The 24948-nt window shown below is 53.3% G+C and carries 23 protein-coding genes; 12 read left to right on the top strand and 11 right to left on the bottom strand.

The features are described from left to right. Positions 1-265 precede the first annotated feature (265 nt). From FJ695_RS12005 to FJ695_RS11995, 3 genes are all read right to left on the bottom strand, one after another. Positions 266-2947 carry an EAL domain-containing protein gene (locus FJ695_RS12005; protein ID WP_141185672.1) on the bottom strand — a complete coding sequence of 894 codons (2682 nt, stop codon included), beginning with the start codon at positions 2945-2947 and terminating at the stop codon, positions 266-268. 157 nt (positions 2948-3104) lie between these two features. Next, positions 3105-4067, bottom strand: coding sequence for a protein-methionine-sulfoxide reductase catalytic subunit MsrP (gene msrP, locus FJ695_RS12000; protein WP_141185671.1), 963 nt, complete (start codon positions 4065-4067; stop codon positions 3105-3107). 121 nt (positions 4068-4188) lie between these two features. Next, the gene (locus FJ695_RS11995; RefSeq protein ID WP_141185670.1) at positions 4189-6252 is read right to left on the bottom strand and encodes an elongation factor G; all 2064 of its coding nucleotides are present in this window, start codon (positions 6250-6252) and stop codon (positions 4189-4191) included. A 431-nt stretch (positions 6253-6683) separates the two neighbouring features. Between FJ695_RS11995 and FJ695_RS11990 the strand changes: the two genes are divergently transcribed. Together FJ695_RS11990 and FJ695_RS11985 are read left to right on the top strand one after the other, a co-directional pair. Then, a complete protein-coding gene (locus FJ695_RS11990; protein ID WP_168206338.1) occupies positions 6684-8012 on the top strand; it encodes an MFS transporter in 1329 nt (442 codons plus the stop codon). After that, on the top strand, positions 8009-8329 hold the full coding sequence (locus FJ695_RS11985) for a hypothetical protein (RefSeq protein ID WP_141185668.1): 321 nt from the start codon (positions 8009-8011) through the stop codon (positions 8327-8329). The genes FJ695_RS11990 and FJ695_RS11985 overlap by 4 nt, the downstream gene beginning before the upstream one ends. Before the next feature lie 22 nt (positions 8330-8351). Here the strand turns inward: FJ695_RS11985 and FJ695_RS11980 are convergent, their stop codons facing one another. Both FJ695_RS11980 and FJ695_RS11975 read right to left on the bottom strand, forming a co-directional pair. Further along, on the bottom strand, positions 8352-10850 hold the full coding sequence (locus tag FJ695_RS11980; protein WP_141185667.1) for a hypothetical protein: 2499 nt from the start codon (positions 10848-10850) through the stop codon (positions 8352-8354). Between the two features lie 377 nt (positions 10851-11227). Continuing rightward, a complete protein-coding gene (locus FJ695_RS11975) occupies positions 11228-11839 on the bottom strand; it encodes a hypothetical protein (protein WP_141185666.1) in 612 nt (203 codons plus the stop codon). 370 nt (positions 11840-12209) lie between these two features. Here FJ695_RS11975 and FJ695_RS11970 point away from each other — a divergent pair, with 370 nt between their 5' ends. Then, the gene (locus tag FJ695_RS11970; RefSeq protein WP_168206337.1) at positions 12210-14255 is read left to right on the top strand and encodes a methyl-accepting chemotaxis protein; all 2046 of its coding nucleotides are present in this window, start codon (positions 12210-12212) and stop codon (positions 14253-14255) included. Positions 14256-14397: 142 nt separating this feature from the next. Continuing rightward, entirely contained in the window at positions 14398-14706 is a 309-nt protein-coding gene (locus tag FJ695_RS11965; protein ID WP_141185664.1) for an NIPSNAP family protein, read from the top strand. An 83-nt stretch (positions 14707-14789) separates the two neighbouring features. Here the strand turns inward: FJ695_RS11965 and FJ695_RS11960 are convergent, their stop codons facing one another. Both FJ695_RS11960 and FJ695_RS11955 read right to left on the bottom strand, forming a co-directional pair. Further along, positions 14790-15989: a pyridoxal phosphate-dependent aminotransferase gene (locus tag FJ695_RS11960; RefSeq protein ID WP_141185663.1), complete on the bottom strand. Its 1200-nt coding sequence runs from the start codon at positions 15987-15989 to the stop codon at positions 14790-14792. Positions 15990-16188: 199 nt separating this feature from the next. Then, positions 16189-17316, bottom strand: coding sequence for a hypothetical protein (locus FJ695_RS11955; RefSeq protein ID WP_141185662.1), 1128 nt, complete (start codon positions 17314-17316; stop codon positions 16189-16191). 327 nt (positions 17317-17643) lie between these two features. Between FJ695_RS11955 and FJ695_RS11950 the strand changes: the two genes are divergently transcribed. From FJ695_RS11950 to FJ695_RS11930, 5 genes are all read left to right on the top strand, one after another. Next, positions 17644-17853 carry a hypothetical protein gene (locus FJ695_RS11950; RefSeq protein WP_141185661.1) on the top strand — a complete coding sequence of 70 codons (210 nt, stop codon included), beginning with the start codon at positions 17644-17646 and terminating at the stop codon, positions 17851-17853. A gap of 88 nt (positions 17854-17941) precedes the next feature. Then, the gene (locus FJ695_RS11945; RefSeq protein WP_141185660.1) at positions 17942-18142 is read left to right on the top strand and encodes a hypothetical protein; all 201 of its coding nucleotides are present in this window, start codon (positions 17942-17944) and stop codon (positions 18140-18142) included. A 260-nt stretch (positions 18143-18402) separates the two neighbouring features. After that, positions 18403-18813: a DUF3775 domain-containing protein gene (locus FJ695_RS11940; protein WP_141185659.1), complete on the top strand. Its 411-nt coding sequence runs from the start codon at positions 18403-18405 to the stop codon at positions 18811-18813. A gap of 36 nt (positions 18814-18849) precedes the next feature. Then, positions 18850-19140, top strand: a complete 291-nt coding sequence (locus tag FJ695_RS11935) for a hypothetical protein (protein WP_141185658.1) — start codon at positions 18850-18852, stop codon at positions 19138-19140. An 85-nt stretch (positions 19141-19225) separates the two neighbouring features. Further along, a complete protein-coding gene (locus FJ695_RS11930; RefSeq protein WP_141185657.1) occupies positions 19226-20224 on the top strand; it encodes a heparan-alpha-glucosaminide N-acetyltransferase in 999 nt (332 codons plus the stop codon). 24 nt (positions 20225-20248) lie between these two features. Here the strand turns inward: FJ695_RS11930 and FJ695_RS11925 are convergent, their stop codons facing one another. Continuing rightward, positions 20249-20671: a BLUF domain-containing protein gene (locus FJ695_RS11925; RefSeq protein WP_141185656.1), complete on the bottom strand. Its 423-nt coding sequence runs from the start codon at positions 20669-20671 to the stop codon at positions 20249-20251. A 174-nt stretch (positions 20672-20845) separates the two neighbouring features. Next, positions 20846-21763 (bottom strand): choline kinase family protein, encoded by a 918-nt coding sequence (locus tag FJ695_RS11920; RefSeq protein WP_168206336.1) that lies wholly within the window; start codon positions 21761-21763, stop codon positions 20846-20848. A 41-nt stretch (positions 21764-21804) separates the two neighbouring features. On the opposite strand from FJ695_RS11920, the gene FJ695_RS11915 reads away from it, so the two are divergent. Further along, a complete protein-coding gene (locus FJ695_RS11915; protein ID WP_141185654.1) occupies positions 21805-22092 on the top strand; it encodes a SelT/SelW/SelH family protein in 288 nt (95 codons plus the stop codon). A gap of 49 nt (positions 22093-22141) precedes the next feature. Here the strand turns inward: FJ695_RS11915 and FJ695_RS11910 are convergent, their stop codons facing one another. Together FJ695_RS11910 and FJ695_RS11905 are read right to left on the bottom strand one after the other, a co-directional pair. Beyond that, a complete protein-coding gene (locus FJ695_RS11910; RefSeq protein ID WP_141185653.1) occupies positions 22142-22798 on the bottom strand; it encodes a hypothetical protein in 657 nt (218 codons plus the stop codon). Between the two features lie 5 nt (positions 22799-22803). Continuing rightward, positions 22804-23094: a hypothetical protein gene (locus FJ695_RS11905; protein ID WP_141185652.1), complete on the bottom strand. Its 291-nt coding sequence runs from the start codon at positions 23092-23094 to the stop codon at positions 22804-22806. A gap of 110 nt (positions 23095-23204) precedes the next feature. Between FJ695_RS11905 and FJ695_RS11900 the strand changes: the two genes are divergently transcribed. After that, the gene (locus tag FJ695_RS11900) at positions 23205-24044 is read left to right on the top strand and encodes a LysR family transcriptional regulator (RefSeq protein WP_141185651.1); all 840 of its coding nucleotides are present in this window, start codon (positions 23205-23207) and stop codon (positions 24042-24044) included. 152 nt (positions 24045-24196) lie between these two features. Beyond that, positions 24197-24925: an ABC transporter substrate-binding protein gene (locus FJ695_RS11895; protein WP_141185650.1), complete on the top strand. Its 729-nt coding sequence runs from the start codon at positions 24197-24199 to the stop codon at positions 24923-24925. Positions 24926-24948: the final 23 nt, after the last annotated feature.

Genomic DNA, 24948 nt, shown 5'->3' with positions numbered 1-24948 from the left:
GCTCTGCGCAATTTGCATAGCAGATCTGCGCAACTGCCTCTTGTTTATGCAGCTTGTGCACTGCATATAAGCATCACTGTTGGTCACACGGGTGTCACGTCCTCCTCCCAGTGATACCCAGACCAGCTGTTCCCCTCTGGAAGGTGATTCCACTGATTACAGTGAATCAATTCAAACTGCCGGGTCTTTGACCCGGCATTTTTTTTGCCAAATTCAGGTATCCGTGTTTGGAACTAAAGCGCATCTCAATAAATTGCGACGCGCTCTAGACGCTGGCAGGCTGCGCCGCAGAACCTGCAGGAACAGCGGACCGAATGATCGGGACATCATCAATGGGAATCGGCTGTCCAATAAAATAGCCTTGCGCATAGTGGCACCCGCAATTGGACACAAAGTCCAATTGGCTGGCGTTCTCCACGCCTTCGGCCGTACAGGTCATATCAAGATTACGGGCAAGCGCTGCCAAGGTGCGCAAAATGGAAGCACTGCCTTCGCTGGTATCGACTTCAGAGACGAACCTGCGATCTATCTTCAGCTTGTTGAAAGGGAGATCCTGAAGGTATCCAAAAGAGGAAAAGCCAGTCCCAAAATCATCTAGAGCCAGGGTCAGGCCCGCATTCCGCAGTTTGCGTAAATCCTCGTGTGCACCCGAGCCCGCTGACATCACGACACTTTCTGTCACCTCGAGTTCAAGCCTGTGCGGGGGTATCCCATACGCCTGCAAGCCATTAGTGACTTTCTCCACGAATTGCCCATTGCCTAACTGGAGAACAGACACATTGACACACGCGTAAAGGCCGTCCGGCCAACTCGAAAGCGCCTTCAAGGCCTCTGTCAGAACGAAGTCCCCGACTTCGGATATCAAACCAATTTCTTCAGCCAACGGAATGAAGTTCGATGGCGGCAAGTAATGTGCGTCATCCTTATTCCAGCGCACAAGCGCTTCAAAATGGTCTACGGATTTGTTTTCGAGGTTCAAAATCGGCTGACAATAGACATCTAAACCCCTGTCCCGCACTACCTGAATGAGTGCACTTTTGGTCTGCCGCCGCTCTGCTTCTTCCCGAGCAATTTCCAAGTTATAAAAACGGTACGTGGATGTTTTTTCGGCTTTGGCTTTGTACAGCGCCAAATCTGCGCGCGACAGAATTTGTTCAGATTCGGTGTAACCGGGCAGGATTGTCGCAATCCCGACACATAGACCGCTGTTGATCACCAAACCGCCAAGATCGACGGGCGCTGCAAACTGAGTGCAAAGGCTTTTGGCAATGTGGTGTACGTCCGCTTCACTCGTTGAAGTCATAATCAGCGCAAATTCATCTCCTCCAAGCCGCGCTGCATGATCTCCTCCAGAAGCAATAGCCCTGAGAACCTCGCCTACATGTTTAAGCAAACGGTCTCCGACAATATGCCCGAAACTGTCATTCACCGCTTTGAAGTCGTTCAGATCGATGAGCAACAAAAACTGATCGTCAACGTCCTCCCTGTGCGCTTTTGCTAACGCCGTGTCTAGGGCGTTTTTAAAAGACAAGCGGTTCGCCAGTTCCGTCAGAGTGTCAGTTTCCGCTGCTTTTTTGACACGTTGGTCCGCGATCGCCTTTTCAGTCACATCTTCATAAGTTTCCACCCAACCTCCGTTGGGCATTGGTGCGGCTGAAAATGACAAAATCCGGCCACTGACCAAATGAATGAGGGACCGCACATGAGTTTCAGGCCAATCCTTGCCTGGCGAACTTAGGTTCGTCCCATTGTGAAAGTCCGAGATGACCGCACCGGCGCGGTAGCTGTTGTAATCTTCACTTGAAACGCCTGGTACAAGCCGATCCTTGGATAAACCCGTAATTTCTGGAACCTTTGTATTGCAGAAGCGAAGGTTGCCATCGGCATCAAAAGCACTGACACCCTGAACCACAGATGCCAGTGTCACTTCGAGTTCCTCTGACCGAAGGCGGGCTTCTTGTTCTTGCTCAGCTAGTTTTTTTGCGAGAGTTTTCTCTTCCGTTACATCCCAATTAACACCAACCGCTTCAACGACCTTACCGTCGTCATCTTCTACAAAATCGCAGTGGGCGGTAATCCACCGGATAGTTCCATCGCGCAATATGATCCTGAATTCTGTGGCAAACGGCGATTTATGCTCATATGCGGTAACAAATGCCTCTCGCGCAGCACCTAAATCCCTTGGATGAACAGTTTTTTCCCAATCATTAAACTCACCATGGAACGTCGCTGGATCGACATCAAACAATTTGAACATGGCCTCATCCCAGATCAGCCGGTTGGCATCCATGTCAAATCGCCAAATAGCTATTCCTGCTGAAGACCGCGCGAGATCTGCTAACCGCATCGTCGTCTTGAGTTCCGAGTGCTCTTTCGCAAATCGGCGTGCTTCCCCGACCATTGTCCCCAGGATTACGACACCGGCAATATTGCCAAGGAGTAGGAGATACCAGGCATTTTGAAGGACTGAGAACCCGACTTCGATCCCCTGATCGATAAAAAAACAGGGCAGAATGACAATCGTACCAAGAACAGCCATTGCCAATAAACGTAAGGGGCTGGGACCTGTTTTCCGGTAAGCGCAATATGATCCGCACCAAGTCCCAAAAAACATGTAAACAAATGGGCTTAGTGCCCCACCTATTACAAATGGCCCTCCCACCCAAATGCGCGCGGCACTCGCAATTCCGGCAGAAATCAGACCGCCGACCGGACCAAGGAAATAGCCTGCCAGGATCGCGGGACCGCCGCGCGTGTCAAACGTAGACCCATCGGAGATATGCACCGGCATTAACACCACCAGCGCCGACAAGGCACCGAAGAGGATGCCAAGAGAGGCGATGCCCAGAGGCCGGTTTTTCTGGAGAGTTTCGCGGCGCGCAAAGAAATAGTAGGCGAGAGCACCAAAAGAAAGCGCGCCAACATTTGCAATCCAGTCGACAATCATTCACTTCTCCTGCACGCTCACAAGCACGCTTTGAAAAGAAGAGTATTATCGAAATTCTATTTTGGAAAATGTATGAACCGCAATGTACAAAAGTACCTACTCTCATAGAGAAAGTAGGTACTATTCTCTAGCTCCAAGAAAGAAAACACTACATGATCTACATGAACAAAAGCTCACCAGTCATGTTTTTGTACAATCCGGCGACCTGCTCTTCATAGCCATTATACAGAAGCGTATTGCGGCGTTCATCGGTGCCGAGAAGTTTCTCGCTTGCTTGCGGCCACCGCCGATGGGGAACCGACGGGTTCACATTCGCCCAGAAGCCATATTCCTTCGGCTGAATTTCTTCCCAGAAACTCACCGGCCTCTGGTCTGTGAAGGAAATTCGGACCACCGATTTGATACATTTAAAGCCATACTTCCAGGGCGTGACCAATCGGATCGGAGCGCCGAATTGTTTTGCAAGAGGCTTGCCGTAAATCCCCGTTGCCATGAAGGCGAGTTCATTGGTGGCTTCTGCCAGGGTCAGCCCTTCGACATAGGGCCACGGATACCAGGATTGTTTCTGGCCACTGGCCACTTCCGGATTCAAGAAGGTTTCAAAGCGCAAGTACTTTGCGCCTGTTTGCGGTCCGGCCAATTTGACCAGCTCAGCTAACGGGAAACCGGACCACGGCACAGCCATGGACCAGGCTTCAACACAGCGATGTCGGTAGAGCCGCTCTTCCAAAGGCATTTTCGCCAAAAGGTCATCAATATCAAGGGTCTGCGGATTGTCGATGAAGCCATCAAGGGTGACCGTCCAAGGACGGATTTCAAGGCTCTGGGCCGCTGGCCAGATCTGCTTATGAGAACCGAACTCATAAAAGTTGTTGTATTTTGACGCGACATCTTCGTCCGTAAGCGGCCGGTCGAGTGTGAAGGCCGCGTTGCGTGTTACCGGGTAAAGCCCTGCGCTCGGATCTTCCTCGGCAAAGGCCGGACGGATACCAAGACCGGAACCAATCAAAGCGCCGCTTCCAGCAATGCCGGCAAGCAGTGCTCGCCGGTTCAGATAAACATGTTCCGGTGTTGCCTCGCGCTCCGGAAGTTCCCAGCTACGCTTTTTGAAAATGTTCATCAATCAAACTCCTATTTCGGCAGAGAAAACCGAAAAGGCAATTCAATGGCAAATAACGCCCTGGTGACCACGGAAGACTTTTCCGTGATCACCGGTCCCTGTGAGCACTTATCTCAGTGCATTAAGCAGCTTGTTTGCCGGACTTCTGCAGTGCCTGGTCAGCCGCTTTCCCTGAGAGTTCAGCCATATGGTCGAACTCATCTGTGTAACTGGCAACCCCAGCCGTCGCCGAGCGCAGTTCCACAATGAGGTCGCCGATTTCCGCTTCTGGCATCAAAGCTTGGACCTCATCCCAGCCGTTCCAGCCTGGCCTTGCATCAAAGCCGAGCAACTGCCCGCGCCGCGCCGAAACAATGGCATTAATCCGCGCTGTTGCATCACTCGGGCACGCAACCACAACCTTGTGGATCGGCTCTAGCAGCACTGGTTTGCACTCAGGAAGCCCTTCCCGAATGGCCAGGATACCTGCCATCTTGAAGGCCTGATCTGAGCTGTCGACGGAATGATAGGAACCGTCGACCAGGCAGACCGAAAGATCCACCACTGGGAACCCTAAGGACCCTTGGCTCAAGGCATCCAACACGCCATCACGCACAGAGGGAATATATTGCTTGGGCACAACACCGCCGGTGATCCGATCACTGAACTGAATGCCCTCACCGCGCGGCAGGGGATTGATCTCAAGCAGCACATCGCCGAACTGGCCGTGACCACCGGATTGTTTCTTGTGGCGCCCACGGATCTTGGTGCTGCTACGGATGGTTTCAGAATAGGGAACATGCGGCGTATGCGCTGTGACTTCCAACCCGTATTTGCCGGACAACCGCTCCTGCGCGACACGCAGATGCATTTCCCCTTGGCCGCTAAGCAAAGTTTCGCCGGTCGTCTGGTTTTGTTGAACCGTCAGAGAGCCGTCTTCTTCCACCAGCTTGGTGAGTGCCGCCGACAACCGCACTTCGTCCTTGCGCTGGCCCGCCTCGATCGCGATTGCCAACACCGGTTGCCGCGGTTCCAGTTGGTCCAGGCTGGTAAGACCACTGCCCTCAAGGCTCAACACGTCGCCGGTATGAACTTCATCCAGGCGTCCTAGACCAACAAGGTCCCCTTTACCGGCCGTTGCAATCTTGTTCACATGCTGCCCGAAGAGAGAGAAAAGACCGGAAATTTTGACTTCCGTGCCATCCTTCATCACCAGATTGTCGCCGTCTGCTGCCTGACCTTCCAGGATCCGGGCGACAGACAGTTTCCCACCGTGCTGGGTGTGAAGGGTCTTGATCACCTGCAGCGCACTTCCGGATTGATCGTCTAAAATCCGGTTTTTCAGGCGGTCAACACCGGGCACTTCATGGCGCAGCGCTTTTAGAAGCCGGGTCACGCCGTTGCCGTGTTCCCCAGATCCAAAGAACACAGGGCAAATCAAGCCGTCCTGCATCTCATTGACAAGGTCAGCGAAGACCCGGTCCCGGTCAGGTGCAATATCTTCCAACAGGGCTTCCATCAGACTGTCGTCATGATCGGCCAAATGTTCCAGCATGGTGAAGCGGGCTTCGTGCTCCCGCGCCCGGTCCTCATCGGACATGTCGATCACGGTGCTTTCTTCTTTCTCGTGATAGACATGCGCCCGTTCTAGCGCCAGATCGATAAATCCGGTCGCCTGGCCATCTTCCCAAATCGGAATTTGCCGCAGGACAAGCGGCACGTCAGACGCCGGCTGGAGGAGGTTCAGGACATCGTGAACCCGCCGGGTACTTTTATCGATCTTGTTCAAAAACAAAACCCGCGGAATGGCGCGGGCTTCGAGAGCTTTGAGGATCAGCTGCAAGGCAGGAACCTTGCGTTCATCATCCTCAGCCACGACAACAGCCAAATCTGCTCCAGAAAGCGCGCTATCCATCTCGCCCAAAAACTCAACGGAGCCCGGGCAGTCGATAAAGTGAAACTGGTCTCCGAGATATTCTGCATCGGCAAAGTTGAGCTCCACGCTCATGCCGTGGGCACGCGCCTCTGCAGAGCCGTCCCCGATCGTATTGCCATCGGCAACCGTCCCTTGCCGGTCAACCTTATCAGTGCGCGCCAAGATCGCCTCCAGCAGACTGGTTTTGCCGCTGCCAAAGGGGCCGACCAGCGCCACGCAGCGCGGTTCCCTGCCGCCCGAGGTTACCTTTCCATTATTGTTATTCGCCATACTATGCCTCCCGTTTGCCCGAGGGTCTCCTCGTCACAACGCGGCGCGGCCGGCGGAATTGACGCGGGCCTGCCGCGTCTCGCCCGGATGGGAATGAAGGCCGTAAGCAAAGCACTCGTGGCACTAAGCCCCAATTGCTTTCGCAACCTTCAGTCTGGGGCGGTGGTTTATCGTCGCGCCGACGTCCCCGTCAACGCAAGCAAATTATGCACCGCACCGCACCAATTCGGCGTTGACCGGAGTCAAGACCAAAGCCTGTGACCGCATCGGCAAGTTTGTTTTGAACAGATTTCATCACTGAGCAGCCACACACCTGCAGCCGGTCTTCTTAATGAAGTCCAGCACCAGCGAAAAACTCTAACTGGCAATCAGCAGGCTAAAATGCCAGCATGGAACTATGGCCACACAGTATTTTCGGGTGGAGGACAACCGTGACTGAAACTGCCACACTGCCCACCGGAAACGACACTTCACCGCAACCGACGATGCGCCAAGTTCTGACAGCCGGCGCGATCGGCAATGTTCTTGAGTGGTTCGATTTTGCAATCTACGGCTACCTCGCCCAATACATCGCATCTGAGTTTTTTCCGACAACAGATCCGCTGAGTTCACTGCTGGCAGTCTACGGCGCCTTTGCCGCCGGTTACCTTGCCCGGCCACTCGGCGGCATGGCTTTTGGCCACATTGGGGACACCCTGGGCCGGAAATACGTCCTGACGCTGTCCATTACATTGATGGGGATCAGCACGGTCGGTATTGGTCTGTTGCCAACCTACGACCAGATTGGTCCGGCAGCCGGTGTGCTTCTCGTCATATTCAGAGTTCTACAAGGGGTTTCCGTCGGCGGCGAATTTACCGGATCGATCGTCTTCATTGCAGAGCAGGCACCGCGGCGCAGGCGCGGTATTTACGCAAGCGTCTCAATGTGTGGCTGCATGGCCGGTTTCCTGCTTGGTTCTGGTTTGACCACGGTCCTCTCCAACCTGTTTACAGATGCACAGATGGCAGATGGAATCTGGCGGATCGCCTTCCTGTCGGGGATCATTATTATGGCCGCTGGCGTTCTCTTGCGCAGGTCTTTGAACGTGACAGAGGAGATCGGCGCATCCGAACAGGGGCAAGAGGAAACACCGCCGCTGGTAAAGGCCATTCGTTATCATTGGGCCGACATTCTTCGGGTCGCGGGCCTCGCTTTGTCGACCAATGTCGGTTTCTACATCATGTTCGTGTTTGCCGTGACCTATTTGACCGAACAAATGCATATCTCCACGGCCGAAGCCATGGACATCAACACCTTCGCACTTGTGCTGATCATGCTGATTGTCCCCCTGGGCGGCTGGCTCTCCGATGTCGTTGGCCGCCGTAAGGTCTTGCTCACGTTCAACATGCTCCTGCTGGTGTTGTGCTACCCTTTGTTCTGGGCGATCCACCATCAAGCGGCCTGGATGATCGTGCTCGGTCAGGCCGGATTTGCGCTCGTGATCGGTGTGCTGTTTGGCTGCAATCCCGGCACCATGACCGAGATTGCGCCGCGATCAGTACGTATCAGCGTGATATCCATCGGCTATAATGTCGCCCTAGCAACATTTGGCGGTACTGCTCCTGCCGTTGCGACCTATCTTATTCAACGCACATCAGACGACATGGCGCCCGCGTTTTACATGATGATTTTCGCGCTGGCCGCAATTGTAGCGGTCCTGTCCATCCCCGCAGGCACATTGAACAAACCGGCTCCGAAAGATCAGGAAGTCTCCGCATGACGCTCGACAACAAATCCGTTTTCCAGCATTCAAGCTGCTTTCTTGCCGCCGCAGCTTTGCTTGTTTTTCTGCCCATCCAGCAGACAATGGCCCAATCCATTCAACCTCGCGGTGTCATCCAGCCGGGCTCGACACTTGCCCCATCTGCGCAACAGCAGCTCAATCAGAATTTGAACCGTCAGCAGAACAACTTCTCGACCCAGCAGCGCATCGAGAGCAACAACCGGCTGAACCGGACGCAGCAGATCAACAGAAACAACAGCCGGACAAACTCATTTTCGGCATGTCCCGGCGCGAACACAGCCTGCCGGGACTAACCAAAAAACTGAACAGGCCTTGCTAGTAGAGATATTCCACAAAATCAGTGTTGCTGAAGCTCTGAACGCCTGCCAGTGTCGTAACATTGTCGAATGTCGCAAGTTGCGATCTGTCGGCCGTGCTGCTCCAGTCTGTATCGTACCAAAGCTCTCCCTTGCCAGTGGTCGAATTGTGCACCAGAACGTAGGCCGCGACCGCAGCGCCTAAGCTGGTGGTCAACTCTGTACTGGTCTGAGAGGTCGACAGCTCTATCACCTGCAATGCATTCCCGACTGCGATATCAGTGACAGCAGCCACCGTGCCGTAGTCGCCCGCATCCAGTGCCGCACCGGCTTGCGTCGCCGTTGTGTTGGCAAAATCTATGTCGTTCAGACCAATCTTATCTGTGCCGACTGTGAAGTCCGTCAGTCTGTCGGTTGAGCTGTTGAAGCCTGAGAACCGGATCTGATCGGCCCCGCCATTACCGGTGATAACATCTGCACCATCCTGGCCATAGATGATATCGGCCGCAGAACCACCACCGATGGAATCGGCGCTGTCTGATCCGGCAATTCGCAGCACACCGGTGAAACTGCTCGCATCAACATTGACCGCCGCGGAGAAGCCGGCGACCTTCTGACCGCTGGCCAGTGACTGCCCTTCAACCGCACTAATGGTCAGCGCATGCGACCCAGAGATATTGACGTTTTGTGTTCCTGAGTTCGCGAAACCGTAATCAAAGTGCGTTGTTCCCGCCTGATTAGCTTGGATCAAGTTGGCATTTGACTGGCTGCCAGACGTGATCGTGCTGCTGAGGTTGAGGATCGACACATTGGTCAAGTCGATGACATGCGTGTCGGCTCCAGTGTTGGCAGCGGCAAAAGACACTTCGCCACCTGAAGAGCTGGTCGCGCGTAGTTCAAGATTTGCCGTTGTCCCGACAACATTGCCCTGCAATTGCAACGCATCGTCGCCTGCAAAACTGATATCGGAGGCAAACGCAACAGTATCCGCAGTCTCTAATTGGGAAATGGTCGTTTGAGTGCTGGCTGCCGATCCTGAGAACAGGAAGTTGCTAATGCCGGTAAATCCAGCTGCGGCCAGAGTCTCACCGCCATTGATGCCCTCCAGGATCTCGAAATTCGATGCCGAATTCACCACTGAGGTGGTCAAACCACCAAAGGTTTGGGTCGCCAGAGTGTCGGTGCCGCCACCGCCATTAAGTGTGGCTGCGGTGTTTATTGTGGTGTTGAGCAGAACGATCCTGTCGTCTCCGCTGCCGCCCGTGAAAGAAAATCCGCTTTCCGTGCTGCCGCGCGCATCCATCATCAGGCCGCCAGCGGTCATAGCACTGGCATCTACAGTTTTCAGGCCAGCAAAGTTCTGGCTTTCACCCAGGGTCAACGCTGCGTCACCCGAAACATTCACAGTCGCCAAACTCATCCCGGTTCCCGTGTCCAGTGTGACATAGGAGGCCGTGGTCGAGCTTGTAATGTTGGCAACTTCAAAGCTGCTGTCCGAATCTCCGTTTGTGGTAACCGTGCTGAAGGTTGAAACTTGCGTTGCCGACCCCGCGCCACTCAGTTCCAGCGCAAAAGCATCGCTGGTTCCGGTCCGCGAACCGCTGAAATTGACTTCAAAAAGCCCAAGCGTGTTGGTCATCGCCGCAGTTGTGCCGTCGTCGACATTGATCATCCGGCTGACGCTGCCGCCGGTGCTTGTCGACGACACATCCGCCACCTTTGTTTCACCGGTAATATTTTGAAAATTCAGGATGAACGTATTGCCGTTGGTCACCTGGTTGGTGATGTTGAACTCTTCAACATTGCTGGATGTCGGCGCTGTGACGTCCCCGTTCCCGGTGCTGACCACCGTCAAATTGAACTTGTCGGTGCCACCTGCACCGTCCAGCGTATCGGAGTTTGACAACGTCGTTGCATTGCCGGTTGGGTCATGCACTGCCGTATAAACATCAACCGCATCTGTGCCCTGTGTGTCCTGCGCCGGCGAGGTCGCTCCCGGCACATCCACATTCTCTGTCAAGACGATGGAGTTCTCACCCGGATCCGTCGGTGGTGTGGTCGGCGTTTCATCGCTGTAATTTGGATCGATATAATAGGCCACGCCTTCATTTCTGGCGCCCGGAATGGCTTCCAGAATGGCAATCTCCTCCGCATTTGCAGACCAGACATGAACCTGCAACACCGGGTGGTAGATCCGCACCACCGCCAGCGTATTGCCCGTTCCCGTGTTCGGAGCGCCTTGCGCCACATAGAAGGAGGTTTCTTGCGGCACCCAGCCTTGGGTGACGATGATCGCTTGTTCGAACGTGCTCGCAGTAAACAGGTACCGGCCGGATTCCGGATTGAAGTAACGGACGACCGGAACCAATCCTTCTGTCGGCACAGTCTCTGCGCCAAAAGCCTTGCCTTCGTTTAACCAGGTGGGATTGGCCGCGGCGATTGTTGCCCGCTCTTCCGCCCCGACGGCGAAATAATGAGATCCTGTCGCAGGATTAAAAAACCTAAAAATGTCAGCCATGAGCTCCTCCACTGAACAGCACAGTTTTAATTGCCCACATGATTGTATTCTTGCAGAACTACTGCCTGCTTTCGTTATCGCCTTGCCGCAGCATCTTCACCCCACTGAAAATCGCGCAAGATATACTTTTTAAATATTTCTCTTATTCACAAACAACAGATAAGAGTACCGGAAGTTCATTAAGAACGACCAATTGGAAAGCAGAAAATATTTCGGTAACTCCACCAGACTTACTTTAGGTCATCTAATATGACTTGTCCAGCATTTGCTGTACGGATTAGACCTATTCCGACATAAACACAAGAGCACTCAATGCGGCAGTGGTCCGATTTTTTGAATTTGATCGCGTAGGGACGTGGCAATCAAGCCCGCCAGCATCAGGTGGCCGGATCTACAGAAGACCCCTTGCCGCTTCCAACCGCGCTTCCGGTAACTGCTGCGGCTCCGCTCCCATTCTTGTCGCTCAAACGCGCCTGCAAGAAGTTCCGGCCCACAAAGAGCACCGTCAGCGTCGCGACTACGGGCACAAAACTGCTGCCCGTTGTTGTCAACGCCCAGCCTGCGCCCAGCGCACAAGCCCCCAAGAACACCAGCGAATACCGTAGCTGAACAGTGTCTGAAACGTCTTCCAGTGCCGAAAATCGTCTTGCCGAAAACAGAGTTTGCCCAATCCCAACGATCAGCACTGTCACAAGCACCCCGGAATGAGTATTTGCCGACAACACCTCAGCAATTTCTGTCTGTCCGGTCCGGAACAACCCAACAATTATCGGAGTTGCCAAAAGGATATGAAGGTTTATTCCGATAAACACCGGATGCATTTTGGCCTTTAGATAAACCAGGACTGCCAATACCCCCAACGCCACACCGGACCCAAGCCAGCCCGCAGTCTCAATATCCCCGCTTTGCCGCCACAGCAGGATAAAGACAATAGATGGCAAGCCTTCCAAAAGGTCCGTCAGCCAACGCTTTTGTTTTGAATGGGTCATGCTGAACTCCGCAAAAGGAGCCCTTATGCTAATGCAACTTTTGGAAGCAGAAAAGCCTAAGGCCTTTCAAGCCACCATCACTGCAAGAAATATCAGGCATCTGGACCGCCGCCAGTCGCACCAAGTAACGCAGACAAGAATTTCATCAAAAAAATCAATCTTGACCGAAGTCAAGAACTGTACGGACTAATACTTAGCCAATAAACATAAGAATAGATAATAGAAGAGCGACAAAAGGTATCAGATTACGCCAATATCAACAATCCAGCACTCCACTTTAACTAGTTAGAAACCTCAAACACCAAGAAACCCTCCAAATCCGCACACGTACCTTACGACACCTCGTCAAAACTGGATTCCAGAAATGTTCATGCGTAATCTCAAGATCACTCACGCAATCATGCTTGTTGCAGCAATCCCACTGATTGCGACAATCTTATTTGCCGGACAGAGTGTTTTCAAAGAATACGAGACCGTTGAGGAGACTGAACAGCTCAGTCAGCTGATCAATCTTTCAACCAAACTCAGCGCAGTGGTGCATGAACAACAAAAGGAGCGCGGCGCCACTGCAGTGTTTCTGGGAAGTGGCGGCACCCGGTTTGTCACCGAACTGGCAAATCAGCGCAAACTGACTGACGGCAAACATGGTGAGCTAGATAGCTTTTTGGCATCCTTTGATCCGGAAACGTATGGACCAGTGTTTTCCAAAGCTCTGTCAGCAATCCTGAAACAAGTTGATCAAATGAGTACGGTCCGGGACAAGGTCGATACGCAAGCGATCGCCGCCAAGGATGCGATTGGTTATTACACTCAGCTGAATGGCAAAAACCTGTCGCTGATCGGCTCCATGACGTCGCTGAGCAGCGACCCGGTCATTGTTCGCAGGCTGTTTGCCTACACCAATTACCTACAGGGCAAGGAACGGGCCGGTATTGAACGCGCAGTCGGCTCCAATGGTTTGGCTGCAGGCAAGTTCGATCCCGCACTTCTGGACAAGTTCAAACAGCTTGTCTCCATGCAGAACACGTATAACGACGTCTTTTTAAGCGAGGCGACAAAGGAGCAAAGCGCCTTTTTTGAGCAGATCATGTCTGGTGCCCCTGCCCGCAATGTCGACCGCATGCGCAAGACCATCTTCGCTGGCGGTCTTTCTGGAGACCTTGAGGGGCTGGAAGCCGGGACTTGGTTTGCGGCAATCACTAAAAAAATCAATGGCCTCAAAGAGATTGAAGACACGCTCGGCGCCGATCTCTTGAACTCCCTTGCGACGATGAAGACGCACGCCGTTGCCAATCAATGGAAGGCCACCACCACAGCCGTCGCCACCGTACTTGGCGTGATACTCCTGGCCCTCGTGATCATTCGCATGGTGAGCTCTGGTTTCCGGAGTTTAATCGCGGCAATGACCCGTTTGGCAGACGGGGATACAGATGTAGAGCTGCCGGCCATGCGGACAAATGAAATCGGCGACATGATCAATTGCGTCCAAGTGTTCAAGGAGAACGCCATAGAGAAACACCGGCTGGAACAGCAACAGGCTGAAGATGCCGAGCGCGCGGCCACCGAACGGCGCAAAACCATGCAGCAGCTGGCCGATGACTTCGATACCAAGGTCGGGTCCATCATTGAGACCGTCTCATCCGCATCAACAGAACTGAATTCGACGGCCGGAGCAATGGCCCATATTTCAGACCAAGCCAACAACCGCGCTGCGACCGTTGCCGCAGCTTCGGAACAGGCAACAGCCAATGTCCAAACCGTCGCCACGGCTGCAGAAGAGATGGCTGCATCCATCAACGAAATCAGCGGGCAAATGGTTCGCGCATCTGAAGCTTCACAAGAGGCTGTTGAGCGGGCCTCAAACACCAGCCATCAGATTGAAGTGCTGTCGAATAAGGCCGAAAAAATCGGTGATGTGGTCAAGATTATCTCCGATATCGCTGAACAAACCAATCTTCTTGCCTTGAATGCAACCATCGAATCCGCCCGTGCAGGCGAAGCTGGCAAGGGGTTCGCGGTCGTGGCCTCCGAGGTCAAAGAACTCGCCGGACAAACCGGCAAGGCGACGGAAGAGATCAACCGGCAAATCGAAGAAGTTCAGTCCGCAACAAAAGACGCGGTGTCTTCCATGTCGCAGATTTCAGAGAGCATCTTGAACCTAAATGAAGTTGCAACAGGTATCGCCGCGGCTATGGAAGAGCAAGGCGCGACCACTCAGGAGATCTCACGGAGTGTTCAGGAAGCTGCCTCCGGAACCAATGACGTCAATATCAACATTGCCGGTGTCAGTGAAGCTGCCCAGGAAACCGGGGCGGCGGCTGGCGAAGTGACCTCAGCTTCGCAGGAGTTGTCGACCCAATCCGAACGGCTGAAGTCTGAAGTCAGCGGCTTCATCGAGCAGGTCCGGGCGAGCTAGACAGCGGATAGGTCAAGTCCTTTGAGAGGCTGTTTGCTTGCTTCGCAAGAAGGTCAAGCAGTCGCCAGATCAAAGAGGTTGAACTTCTGGATGTTTCCTTGGCAAGTAATGTCAAACAGCCAGAAGTTGGAGGAGAACCACTTTGATCACCTGTTATGTGCGGTATGAGCTCAACCCGTCCAAGATTGCGGAGTTTGAGGAATACGCAAAAATGTGGGTGCCGCTGGTGGAAAAATTCGGTGGCATTCATCACGGTTACTATCTTCCGCACGAAAGCCCGAATGACCTGGCCGTCTGCCTGTTTTCCTTCCCGTCATTGGCCGAATATGAGCAATACCGGACAAAAAGCATGGAAGACGAAGACTGCTTGAAGGCGTATGAGCTGGCCGAAAAGACCGATTGCATCCGGCGCTACGACCGCCATTTCCTGCGGCCTTTAGAACGGAGTTAGAGGTTCGCCAAGTCCAGGGTACAAGCAAAACAAAAAAGGGCGACCGTTCGGCCGCCCTTCGTGTTTTCGAAGTCCAGAACGTCTTACTTCAGGTTGCCGCAGAAGCGCTGGATGCGGGTGCAGGCTTCTTCCAATGCTTCGGTTGAGGTTGCGTAGGAAACCCGGAAGTTGGGACCAAGGCCGAACGCCGATCCATGCACAACCGCAACGCCTTCGGTTTCAAGAAGCTCGGTGACGAAGTCTTCGTCGTTCTCGATCACCTTGCCGGACGGCGCTGTCTTGCCGATGGTGCCCGCACAGGATGGGAAGACATAGAACGCGCCTTCCGGAACCGGGCAAGAGATTCCGTTGGCCTGGTTCAACATGGAGACAACAAGATCACGGCGGCCTTTGAAGACTTCGTTGTTGGTCGGAATGAAGTCCTGCGTGCCGGAAATTGCCTCAACCGCAGCCCACTGAGCGATCGAGCTCGGGTTCGAGGTGGATTGAGACTGAACCTTGGCCATGGCCTTGATCAGCTCGACCGGGCCACCGGCATACCCGATGCGCCATCCGGTCATGGAATAGGCTTTGGACACACCATTGACGGTCAGCGTCCGCTCATAAAGAGAGGGTTCGACCTGAGCCGGTGTCGTGAACTCGAAGTCGTCGTAGACCAGGTGCTCATACATGTCGTCGGTCATCACCCAAACTTGCGGATGTTTGACCAGAACGTCGCAGAGCGCCTTCAGTTCAGCTTCCGTGTACGCGGCACCAGACGGGTTGGACGGTGAGTTGAAGATCAGCCACTTGGTGCGGGAGGTGATGGCTGCATCCAGCGCTTCCGGGGTGATCTTGAAGGTCGACTTGTCGGCTTCCACGATCACCGGTTCGCCGCCAGCCAGCAGAACCATATCCGGATAGCTCACCCAATACGGCGTCGGGATGATGACCTCATCGCCCGGATTGATGGTGGCAACCAGTGCATTGTAGAGCACCTGCTTGCCGCCAGTGCCGACCGTGATCTGATTGGTTTCGTACGTGAGTCCGTTTTCCCGCTTGAACTTTTCGACGATCGCAGCTTTCAGCTCCGGAATGCCATCTACAGCCGTGTATTTGGTCTTACCGTCGTTGATTGCCTTAATGGCAGCTGCCTTGATGTTGTCCGGGGTGTCGAAATCCGGCTCGCCAGCACCGAGACCGATCACATCGCGGCCTGCGGCTTTCAGCTCGCGTGCCTTGTTGGTGACAGCGATGGTCGCAGAAGGTTGAACTCGCGCCAATGCGTCAGCAAGAAAGCCCATAATGTCCTCCAGGGGGAAACGGGAAAGTTAGCGCGCGGAACGTAGAACTGCTTTCCCGGGAAAACAAGGAAAACTTTGCGCAAAACAGGCTTCATGGGAGCAATTTTGCATGGAGAAGCGGGCAGGTATTTAGGACCTGACCAGCATTTTTGAAGGAGGAATATTCTGCCACCACAATTGAGGACGCGAGGAGCCCGGATTAGCTCCTGGTTTCCAGAACCAGCTTCGGCTCCTTGCTGTCCTTGTCAATCAGCATGGCCCGGAAGCGTTTCTTTTTGGTCTGACCGTTGAGCATATTAACCGGAACTGACATGGGAATTTCAGCGCCTTCCTGGGCAGCACCGAGCAAAGACGAATAGTTGTTGGGATGAAGCAAGGTCTCCGTGATCGTCTTATTGTCCATAATGTCTGTTGTCAGATGATAGGTTTTCATCGCCGCCTTGTTCGCTGCGACGATCATGCGCGACTTGGAATTGACGACCAGCATGGGGGCACTGCAAATCTCAAATACCTTCATGAAATCCACATCGCCGCCGATCCGGCCCGCCGAGAACAGAACGCCGCCAACTGTTCCGCCAATGCGAAAATGCATGGCTTCATAGGCGAGCTCGATGGCATCATTGGAGGCCAGCAGAAACTTCCCCCGCCCGGTGGCGCTCGCCCTTCGGGTCAGTGCACCAAGTGCCAGAGAAACGATCGTCCGGCCGACCCGCTTTTGGATGTGAGCAATGTTGCGCCCAAGGATCAGGCGCTCATCCTCGATTTGAAACGTCTTGACGAAACCATCGCTGGCAAAACGCACATAGCCGAAATTGTCGACCAGCAGAACTACACGATTGGAGGACGCTACAAAGTGCTGGAGGATCGGCGCGAGTCCCAGCACGATACGTCCGGGGTTCTCATCCTCCCCAATGGACGGGAAGCAGAATATGACGGTCCGACCGTCTGCAAGTTCATAGCGTTGAGCAACAATCGGAATACCCGGAATTCGGTGATCAGGCCCCCCGCCCACATCGAAGGGTCCTGCCGACCCCTCCCGAATCGCGCCCTGAATCAAGTGCAATATTGTCTTGCGGTCTTCTGCAGCCAGATTTCGCAAAGCCTGGGTCGAAGGAGCCTGCTGCAAATCTTTGACTTCACTATGAAAACTTTGACTACCGAGTTCGTGCCAGAGAATTGTTTTATTGGAGATATCGGCAACGAAAAATTGCAGTCCGGCTAGGGCCAACGCTGGCGGCTCGTCCGGAGCAACCGCCTTTTGGTTTTCTTCCGGCGTGTCGGTTTCCGGATTTTTGGCCAACGCAATACGCGCCGCTTCCACTGACATATTTGTCCACACTCTCTACATTGGACCTACCCAGCTTCAAGTATCGTCAGAAAAAGAAAACAAACCATAAAATCACTCAATTAAAGTCTCTCTTTATTTATAATTATCAGCAATTTAACCGATAAATAGGTGAAAAACTTGAATTATTCAGAGTGAACTTCTGACAACCATTTTGAGACAATGCATTTTGCGGCGCTCCTGCCTTTGCTGCGCCGCCTTAGCCTGCCCCATAAATGTCATGAAATGGCGCCAGCAAAGCCCAAGTGGCGACCGTGTGCCGGCGCAATTTCATTGAAAAGTGCTGCCGTGGAAATGACGGAGCCCCCCATGCTGAAGCACCGAGATAACACCCGCAGCCATAACGATGACACCAGCACAATGCTGTCTGCAATCCTCTTCGGGTTTGCAGCGGTTCTCCTGATGCTGCTTGTTGTTGTGCCGCGGCCGGCCGCAATTCTGCCCGTGCTGGCGCTGGTTCTTATGGTCCAACTGACCCGGATGCTCGGCCTGCGCCTTTATCGCGATTTTATCGATTAGGCCGCCAGCTATCTCAACGTTCAAAAAGACTGATGCCATGACTGACGATTCAACTAATCGAACTCCTGCAAAATCTGCGGATACAAAAATGCTCAAGTTGCCACGGTCTCGAACCCACGATGTTCAAGATGCCCGCCCGTTGTTGCAGGCCATTTGCCTCGGGATTTTTCTTGCCGCAGTCCTGACGGCCGCTGCGGCATTGGCCGATCCGAACACAGAATTGAAAGAGTTCTTCAAAACCGGTGGGACCGGAGGGACCGCCCCCGTTTCCACTCGAATTGACGAGTAGCCATCCTGCATTTGTCTAGTCGCTGTTGATCCCGATCAAGGACAAGCCTGCTTCGTATCCGAAAACTAGACCAGAACGAGGGTGGAGCTTTGAGGTGCTGCTGCGGCCCTATAAGCCGCATACACTGCAATTGATGACCAGTATTGGTTTCAAAAGCGCCTAAAGCAGCAAAAAAGAGACAAAAAACAGGAATTTGCAGGATGGCCATTGCCAAGGAACTGAAGTGGACTGATAAAGAAAGTAGTATTTCGGAGGCAGTCATGGACGTTGATCTCTCTCTATCAGCCGATACCATCCGGATGTTGGTGCAAAAGGCCAAAGCAGTCGCCGTATCTTCGAACGACACGTTTGAGGATGGGCATGAGGGCGACGTAGAGTTTGATGCCGACACGCTTGAGGAGGCTCACAGCCACGACGGTTTGGCCGAAGAGGAAAATGATGACCTTTCCGACGAAGAACTGCGCGAGTTGCTGGAAGATCTGAACGTGGACGAATCCGCTGAGCTCGTTGCCATCGCGTGGATCGGCCGGGGCGATTTTGAAGCAGAAGATTTTACCCAAGCCGTACAGGAAGCCAAGGAGCGCGCTGTCGGGTCAACCGCGACATACCTACTCGGAATGCCCATGCTGGCAGACTACTTGGAAGCAGGTCTGGACGCCCTGTCTCTCTGATTCTCGCTTGATGGCGGGCAATTCCCAAGGCCCGCCATGGACTTCCTTCAAGTCAATTGCCGAAATGGCGTTTTGCTCGACCATCCACAACTAGACGCTTTTCTTGGGAAAACAGCTTCAGATTCTATTTACCATCTTTTCGCCACGAATTTTCTGGAGCAACCTCTGCGGCAGGTTATCTCGACCGAAAGGGTAGTGGATATGCTGCAAGATCCGGTCAATCAGGATATGTTTGCCACTCATCGGCCATCTCCTTGGCCCTACGTTGGTGCGATCCTTTGTGCAGTGGCGCTAGTCACCACATTAATGATGGCTTTCAGTGGCTGACCTCCGGCGCTTCACATAAAACTGCCAAGCGCGCTGAGCGGAATTTCAATCGCTTTTGCAACGGACCGGCGGTATGCAAGGTCCCATGACAGTTTCATCCGGATACAGCGATGCGATAGAAACGTCTAGCCAGGCGTCTGGACGGCTCGCACTTTTGGATCTGGCGCGCGGCGTCGCCGTCATCGCCATGGTGATCTACCATTTTTCCTGGGATCTATCCTGGTTTGCCTTTGTCGATTGGCAAGTTGCAGACGCTGCGGGATGGCGAACATTTGCCATCTCAATAGCAGCAAGTTTTCTGTTTCTCGCCGGCATCAGCCTGGATCTCGCCCATCATCGCCAGATTCGATGGCGGTCGTTTTGGAAACGGGAAGCGATTATTCTAGCGGCGGCGGCCAGTGTTTCGCTCGGCACTTATTTCGCTTTTCCTGAGATTTTCGTTCGCTTTGGCATCCTGCACTGCATCGCCGCTTCGAGCCTCATCGCCCTGCCCTTCACCCGTCTGTCGATGTTTTTTTCCGCTGTTGCCGGCGTCACCTTTTTAGCCCTGCCTCACCTGGTTTCTACGACGGTCTTCGACGGTGATCTTTGGCTCTGGACAGGATTGGGAGCCCCCGCAAGTGCCAGCGTTGATTATGTTCCCCTGGCGCCCTGGACTGGAGCCACGCTGCTAGGGATCACAGCTTCCCAAATGGTCCGAAGGTCTGGACTTTTGGAACGGCTCTCAACACTCCGGTTCAGTGGCAGGCCTAGCCTCCTGTTGCGATGGATGGGCCGCCATTCCCTGCCGATCTATCTCCTTCATCAGCCCGTGCTCTTTGGCCTGGTATGGAGCGTCACAGTCCTCGGCCCTGGCATGGATACGACGAGCCGCAGTTTCCAAAAGAATTGCACCGCAACCTGCTCGCAGAGCTTAGATAACGAGCCGCTTTGCCAAGCGGCCTGCGCCTGCACGTTAACTGGATTGAAAACACAGAATGTATGGGAGCCGTTGCTGGCAACACCGCAAGATCCCAGCTTGCAAACCCAAATGAGTGCTCTCTACAGCACTTGCCTTGCCGATCCCCAGACTTACGCCAGATGACACGCTGTTGCCGTGACGTTGCGCTTACCCTGAAGCGGGATTCGCCACCTGCACCATCTCGCTCAGAAAAGCACGGATGCGATCCCCATTCATGTCATAGGGATTAAATGACTTCTTGGTTGTGTATTTGAAAGCCATCGGTTCGTGATACTCACTTTCGCCAATGTACGCCATGCTCCATTCTGAGAAACTGCGGGATGGAACCTCCCTGTAATCCAGGATAACCGGGTCTTCGTGTCTTGGGTCCTTGGCAATCGCATTGTAGAGCCGATTGACGTCCATCCGGCCGCCTTCAAGGCATTGAACAAAAAACTTGCTATTGAAGAGGAGGACACCGGTCAGACCGAGTTTCGGATTATTGCTCCGCGCTTTCTGAAGAATGCCGTCAATCGCGACATCATCAATATCCTTGGTTTTGCTGGCATAAATCATTGAAACCAAATGCATTGCACGCCCCCAAAGCTTGAAGTCGACTAACTGAATGTTATCAGACCTTCAATAGCATAAGGGATTTTGCTTAATTTTGAGTTGTGCAATCCTATTTCTGCCGCAAGGGAATTTTTCTCTCATAGTGGAATAAAACCATTCTGATGAGTTTTTCCCGGGCTGCGAGCCCCTTGTTCAAGAAAATCCAAGGCTGGAGTTAAAGGCCCGAGTGAATCGGTCATGAGCAAATGGAGCAAATACCTTTCGATCCCGCCCCTTTGATATCTGCAAAAGCGCCCACATGGCCGAGATGCTATCGCAACGCGCCTTCGTGATTTGCAGGTCTCTGTTTGAAACTTTTAGTCCGCCCTGGCGTTGATAGGCTTGCAGAAAACGGCTTTCCGCTACCGCATCAAAGCCATGTTCCTGAATTGCATAGGCCAAGTCCCAGGACCGGGCTGCCATACCTGAAAACTCCCAATCGATCAGCCACACCCGACCAGAGGCAAACAAGCAGTTTCCGGGCGACAGATCCCCATGACTTGGAACTGGTTCAATTCCAGTTTCTGTCCCACTGGTTTCAAATAGAGCAGCCAAATCCCCTATCTGTTTCCTCAAGTCACTATCCAAAAGCTCAAGCGCCAAGGCATCCCAGGCACCGTTGACTTGGGAAAACAGATTTTCAAATACGTGCGTTGGATTGATGTCCCCCTCAAACTGCAGACCGGAGGTATGCAGGCTGGCCAGTTGTTTCCCAAGTAACTCCGGCAAATCATCTCCAGAAGCCACCAGGCCTTCTACACTTCGGGTAACCAATGTTCCTGTCGACGGTTCAATGAAGATTGGCGCTACCCCCACACCAATTTCCGCAGCAAGGCGCACATTATGCGCTTCCCGATACCGGTCGACCGGTGCCTTTGCGCCTCCCTTGCCCAGCCGTAGAAAAAATACGCCCGTTTCTGCCGTCACACGAAGCACATGATTACTGAGACCATCCATCACGTCGGCAGCAACTGGTAATCCCATGACCGCAAACAACTCCGGGCATTGCTGGAATGCCGTCTGCAATGACTTGGGTAACGAGGCTGGAATATCTGGGTTGGACTGTGGCAAGAGAGATCTTCGAATTCGCACAAAAACAGGATTGAAGGCTCATGCAGCACCTTCCCGCGCCCCATATCATCATCACCTATTGCCGCCAATGCAATTGGCTGTTGCGCTCCGCTTGGCTGGCGCAGGAAATCCTGTCGACCTTTTCTGAAGAAACCGTGGCTGTAACGCTTGTCCCAGGAACCGGCGGCACCTTTACGATTACCTGCGACGGGACCACTGTTTGGGACCGTAAGGCGGATGACGGCTTCCCTGAGGCAAAAATCTTGAAACAACGTCTGCGGGACCTCCTCTGGCCGGAAAAGGATTTGGGCCATAACGAGCGGAAATAGGCTTGGTGACGGGTCACCAAGCCTATCATGGAAACTCTGAAAGCGATTATCAGTCAGGCTTGGCAACGAGATATGTGAAGGACACAAGGTGCTTCATGTTGAAAGCCCCGACCATCTCCAAAATCTCTTGATTGTTCTCCCGGAAGCGGCTGCCGTTCTCCGGCGTATCGTAATAAATCGCGACCACTTCATCGGGTGTCCGTACCCCCGACGCCCGGTGCACGTCTATGAAGAGTTCATTGTGATACCGGTCCTCAAGCGGTTCAACAATGTTTCCAATGGCTTTTAGATCCGCATCTCGGGCGTTGATGTCCTTGTTGTTGTAATAGGCGACCTTAAGGAGATACTGCCGGTTCTTGACCTCATCACTTTTTACCGGCTCTTCGAAAAACTCCAATCCTCCTTCCAGGATGAGGGGCGCTTCGAGGTTGGCCAGCAATCCCTTTGCACCACCGCCTGATAGCTGAGGTCCATTGCAGTTGAGGAGGACAAAGCGGTTGGCATCTGGAAGATCAAGATTGCCTTGACGGGCAACGATTGCTCCCTGCCGGGTCAACGAACATCCGGTATTGTCAAAGGCAGATTGAGACACTCCTTTTTCAGCGGAGTACAAGGCGAAAACACCGACTTTGTCGGACGCCTGTACGGCTGCTGACGTAAACGAAAAAGCCATCAAAAACGCGGCAGCTGTATTCAGAAAACGCATATTCATCACTCCACTTCGATTTCCACTTGGTGATCCTTGAAAACATCCGTTGGCCGCTGATGATCAGGCGTCATCATTCCCCGGATTGCGGAAATCGGCTTTTGAAGCAACAGAACCGGGTGGGCGGGGGTCGGCAAATTTGGTGCATTGCCCAGAAAAGTCGCTGTGAATTGGTCTTCGTTCCAGCTGTAGTCCAGCTCAGCAACCTGGGTCCCGGCATGGATAAGACCGAGCCGCATGCTTCCTTGCATCGGCTCCGGGATGTCTGCATGTAACAAACTGATTTGGTAAGTCATTCCTTGCACTCCTCGTTGGGAATGCTTTGTGGTTACCGCAGTTGAAATGGATAAAAAATTCTCCATAATCGCAACACTATGTCGCAAAAATCATCCATCAAGAGTGCGTGATGCAGTGGGACCATCTGAAAACATTCCTAACTTTTTTGCGGGAAGGCTCCGTCAGACAGGCCGCAAAACGGCTTGAAACGACACATTCAACCGTCGCCCGGCAACTTAAGGCACTTGAGGCTGACTTGGGCGGACCGCTTTTTGAGCCAGGCGCGAAAAACCGGGAACTCACCCCTTTGGGCAGTCGTATTCTCCCAATTGCAGAACGAATGGAAAAAGACGCCGCTTCTATCGACCGGGCCGCATTCGCGGAAGATACCAGCCTGGCCGGCCCTGTTCGATTGTCCGTCTCTGAGAGCCTATATTTAAGCGTGCTCGCACCGGTTCTCGGAAACTTCCTGCAACAGTTTCCGATGATCATTTTGGAGTTGGTTATGTCTGATCAGCTGACCAGCCTGCCGAAACGGGAAGCCGATGTCGTAATTCGTATCACCAAATCACCACCGGATAATGCAGTTGGCCGGAAACTAGCGGACAGTCCAATGTGCCTCTACGCAGCTCCCTCCTACTTGGAGAATAGGCCGAAACTCGATCGGTGGATTTCCATCGACTACCCCTTGTCGAAAAGACCAGCGATACCCGCCCGGATTGCTGCTACTGTCGATTCCGCAGTCGCCGCCGCTTATATGATCCGAATGGGACAGGGCATCGGTATGATCCCATGCTACCTAGGCGACAATGATCCCAGCGTTGTGCGGTTGCCGGGTTTTGATCCGGTTCCTGATATGGCGATCTGGATCCTCACCCATACCGATCTGAAAACGAATCCGAGGGTGCGTGTCCTTCTGGATCATCTTTACGGATCATTTTCAGACATCCGGCAAAACATTGAAGGCTGAACTTCAACTGCCAATTTCAGACGCTATCGAAGGAACTGCGCCGCTTTGCTAAGTTGGTGATTTACCTACGCTATAGGATTGTAAGAATAAGGTGGTTGGCGGCGGTTTTGGAGTATCAAACCCAAGTGTTTGAATCGCGGGAGGCGGACAGAATGCGAACCTTGGTCAATGGCATCGCTTTCATAGTGTGCTTGTTTGGCCTTGTATCCCATGCGGCTGCTGACGCCGAGCGGCCCGATCTGCTTATCTACACCGAAAACTACGAGCCTTTCTATTTTCGCGACGAAAATGGCGGGATCGCGGGCCGTGTGACGAACATAGTCCGCACCCTCGCGCAAGATGCAGGGGTGTCCATTACGATGCGCCTGGCTCCGTTCAAACGCGGCCTGCTTGTTACACAACGAAAACCGAACACGTGCTTCATGGCGTTGTGGCGGACGGAAGCTCGCGAACCAAACTTCGAGTGGGTTGGCCCGCTGCAAATTGACGGTTTCGCTTATTTCGCCTTGGCAGAAAACAAAATCAAATTGAGCGCCCATTCGGACACCTTCGCCTACAGCACCGGTGCTGTCGCTGGCTGGACCAGCACGATGGATGCCCAACAAGCTGGTCATCCGCGTTTGACCTTGGTTGATTCTGACATTCTCAACGTTGACATGCTGCTCGCCGGCAGAATCGACCTTTGGCTTGGCGGTTTGTTGTCAGCTCCCTACATCGCAGATAAGCGCGGGATTAAGATCAAGAATGTGTTCACACTGAAAGAGGTCGATCTTTCACTGGCGTGCCATCCAGATTCAAATCCCGACGTCTTAAGCAGATTGAGAAAATCTCTCAAGTTGCGCTATTCGATGGTCGATGATCCCAATAACGCCAGTCGTTAGGCTGTGTGGACGAATTGGAGATG

This window comes from Labrenzia sp. PHM005 (assembly GCF_006517275.1).
Classification (GTDB): domain Bacteria; phylum Pseudomonadota; class Alphaproteobacteria; order Rhizobiales; family Stappiaceae; genus Roseibium.
The sequence above is the reverse complement of the archived record's forward strand: the minus strand, read 5'-3'. Positions and strand labels throughout refer to the sequence as shown.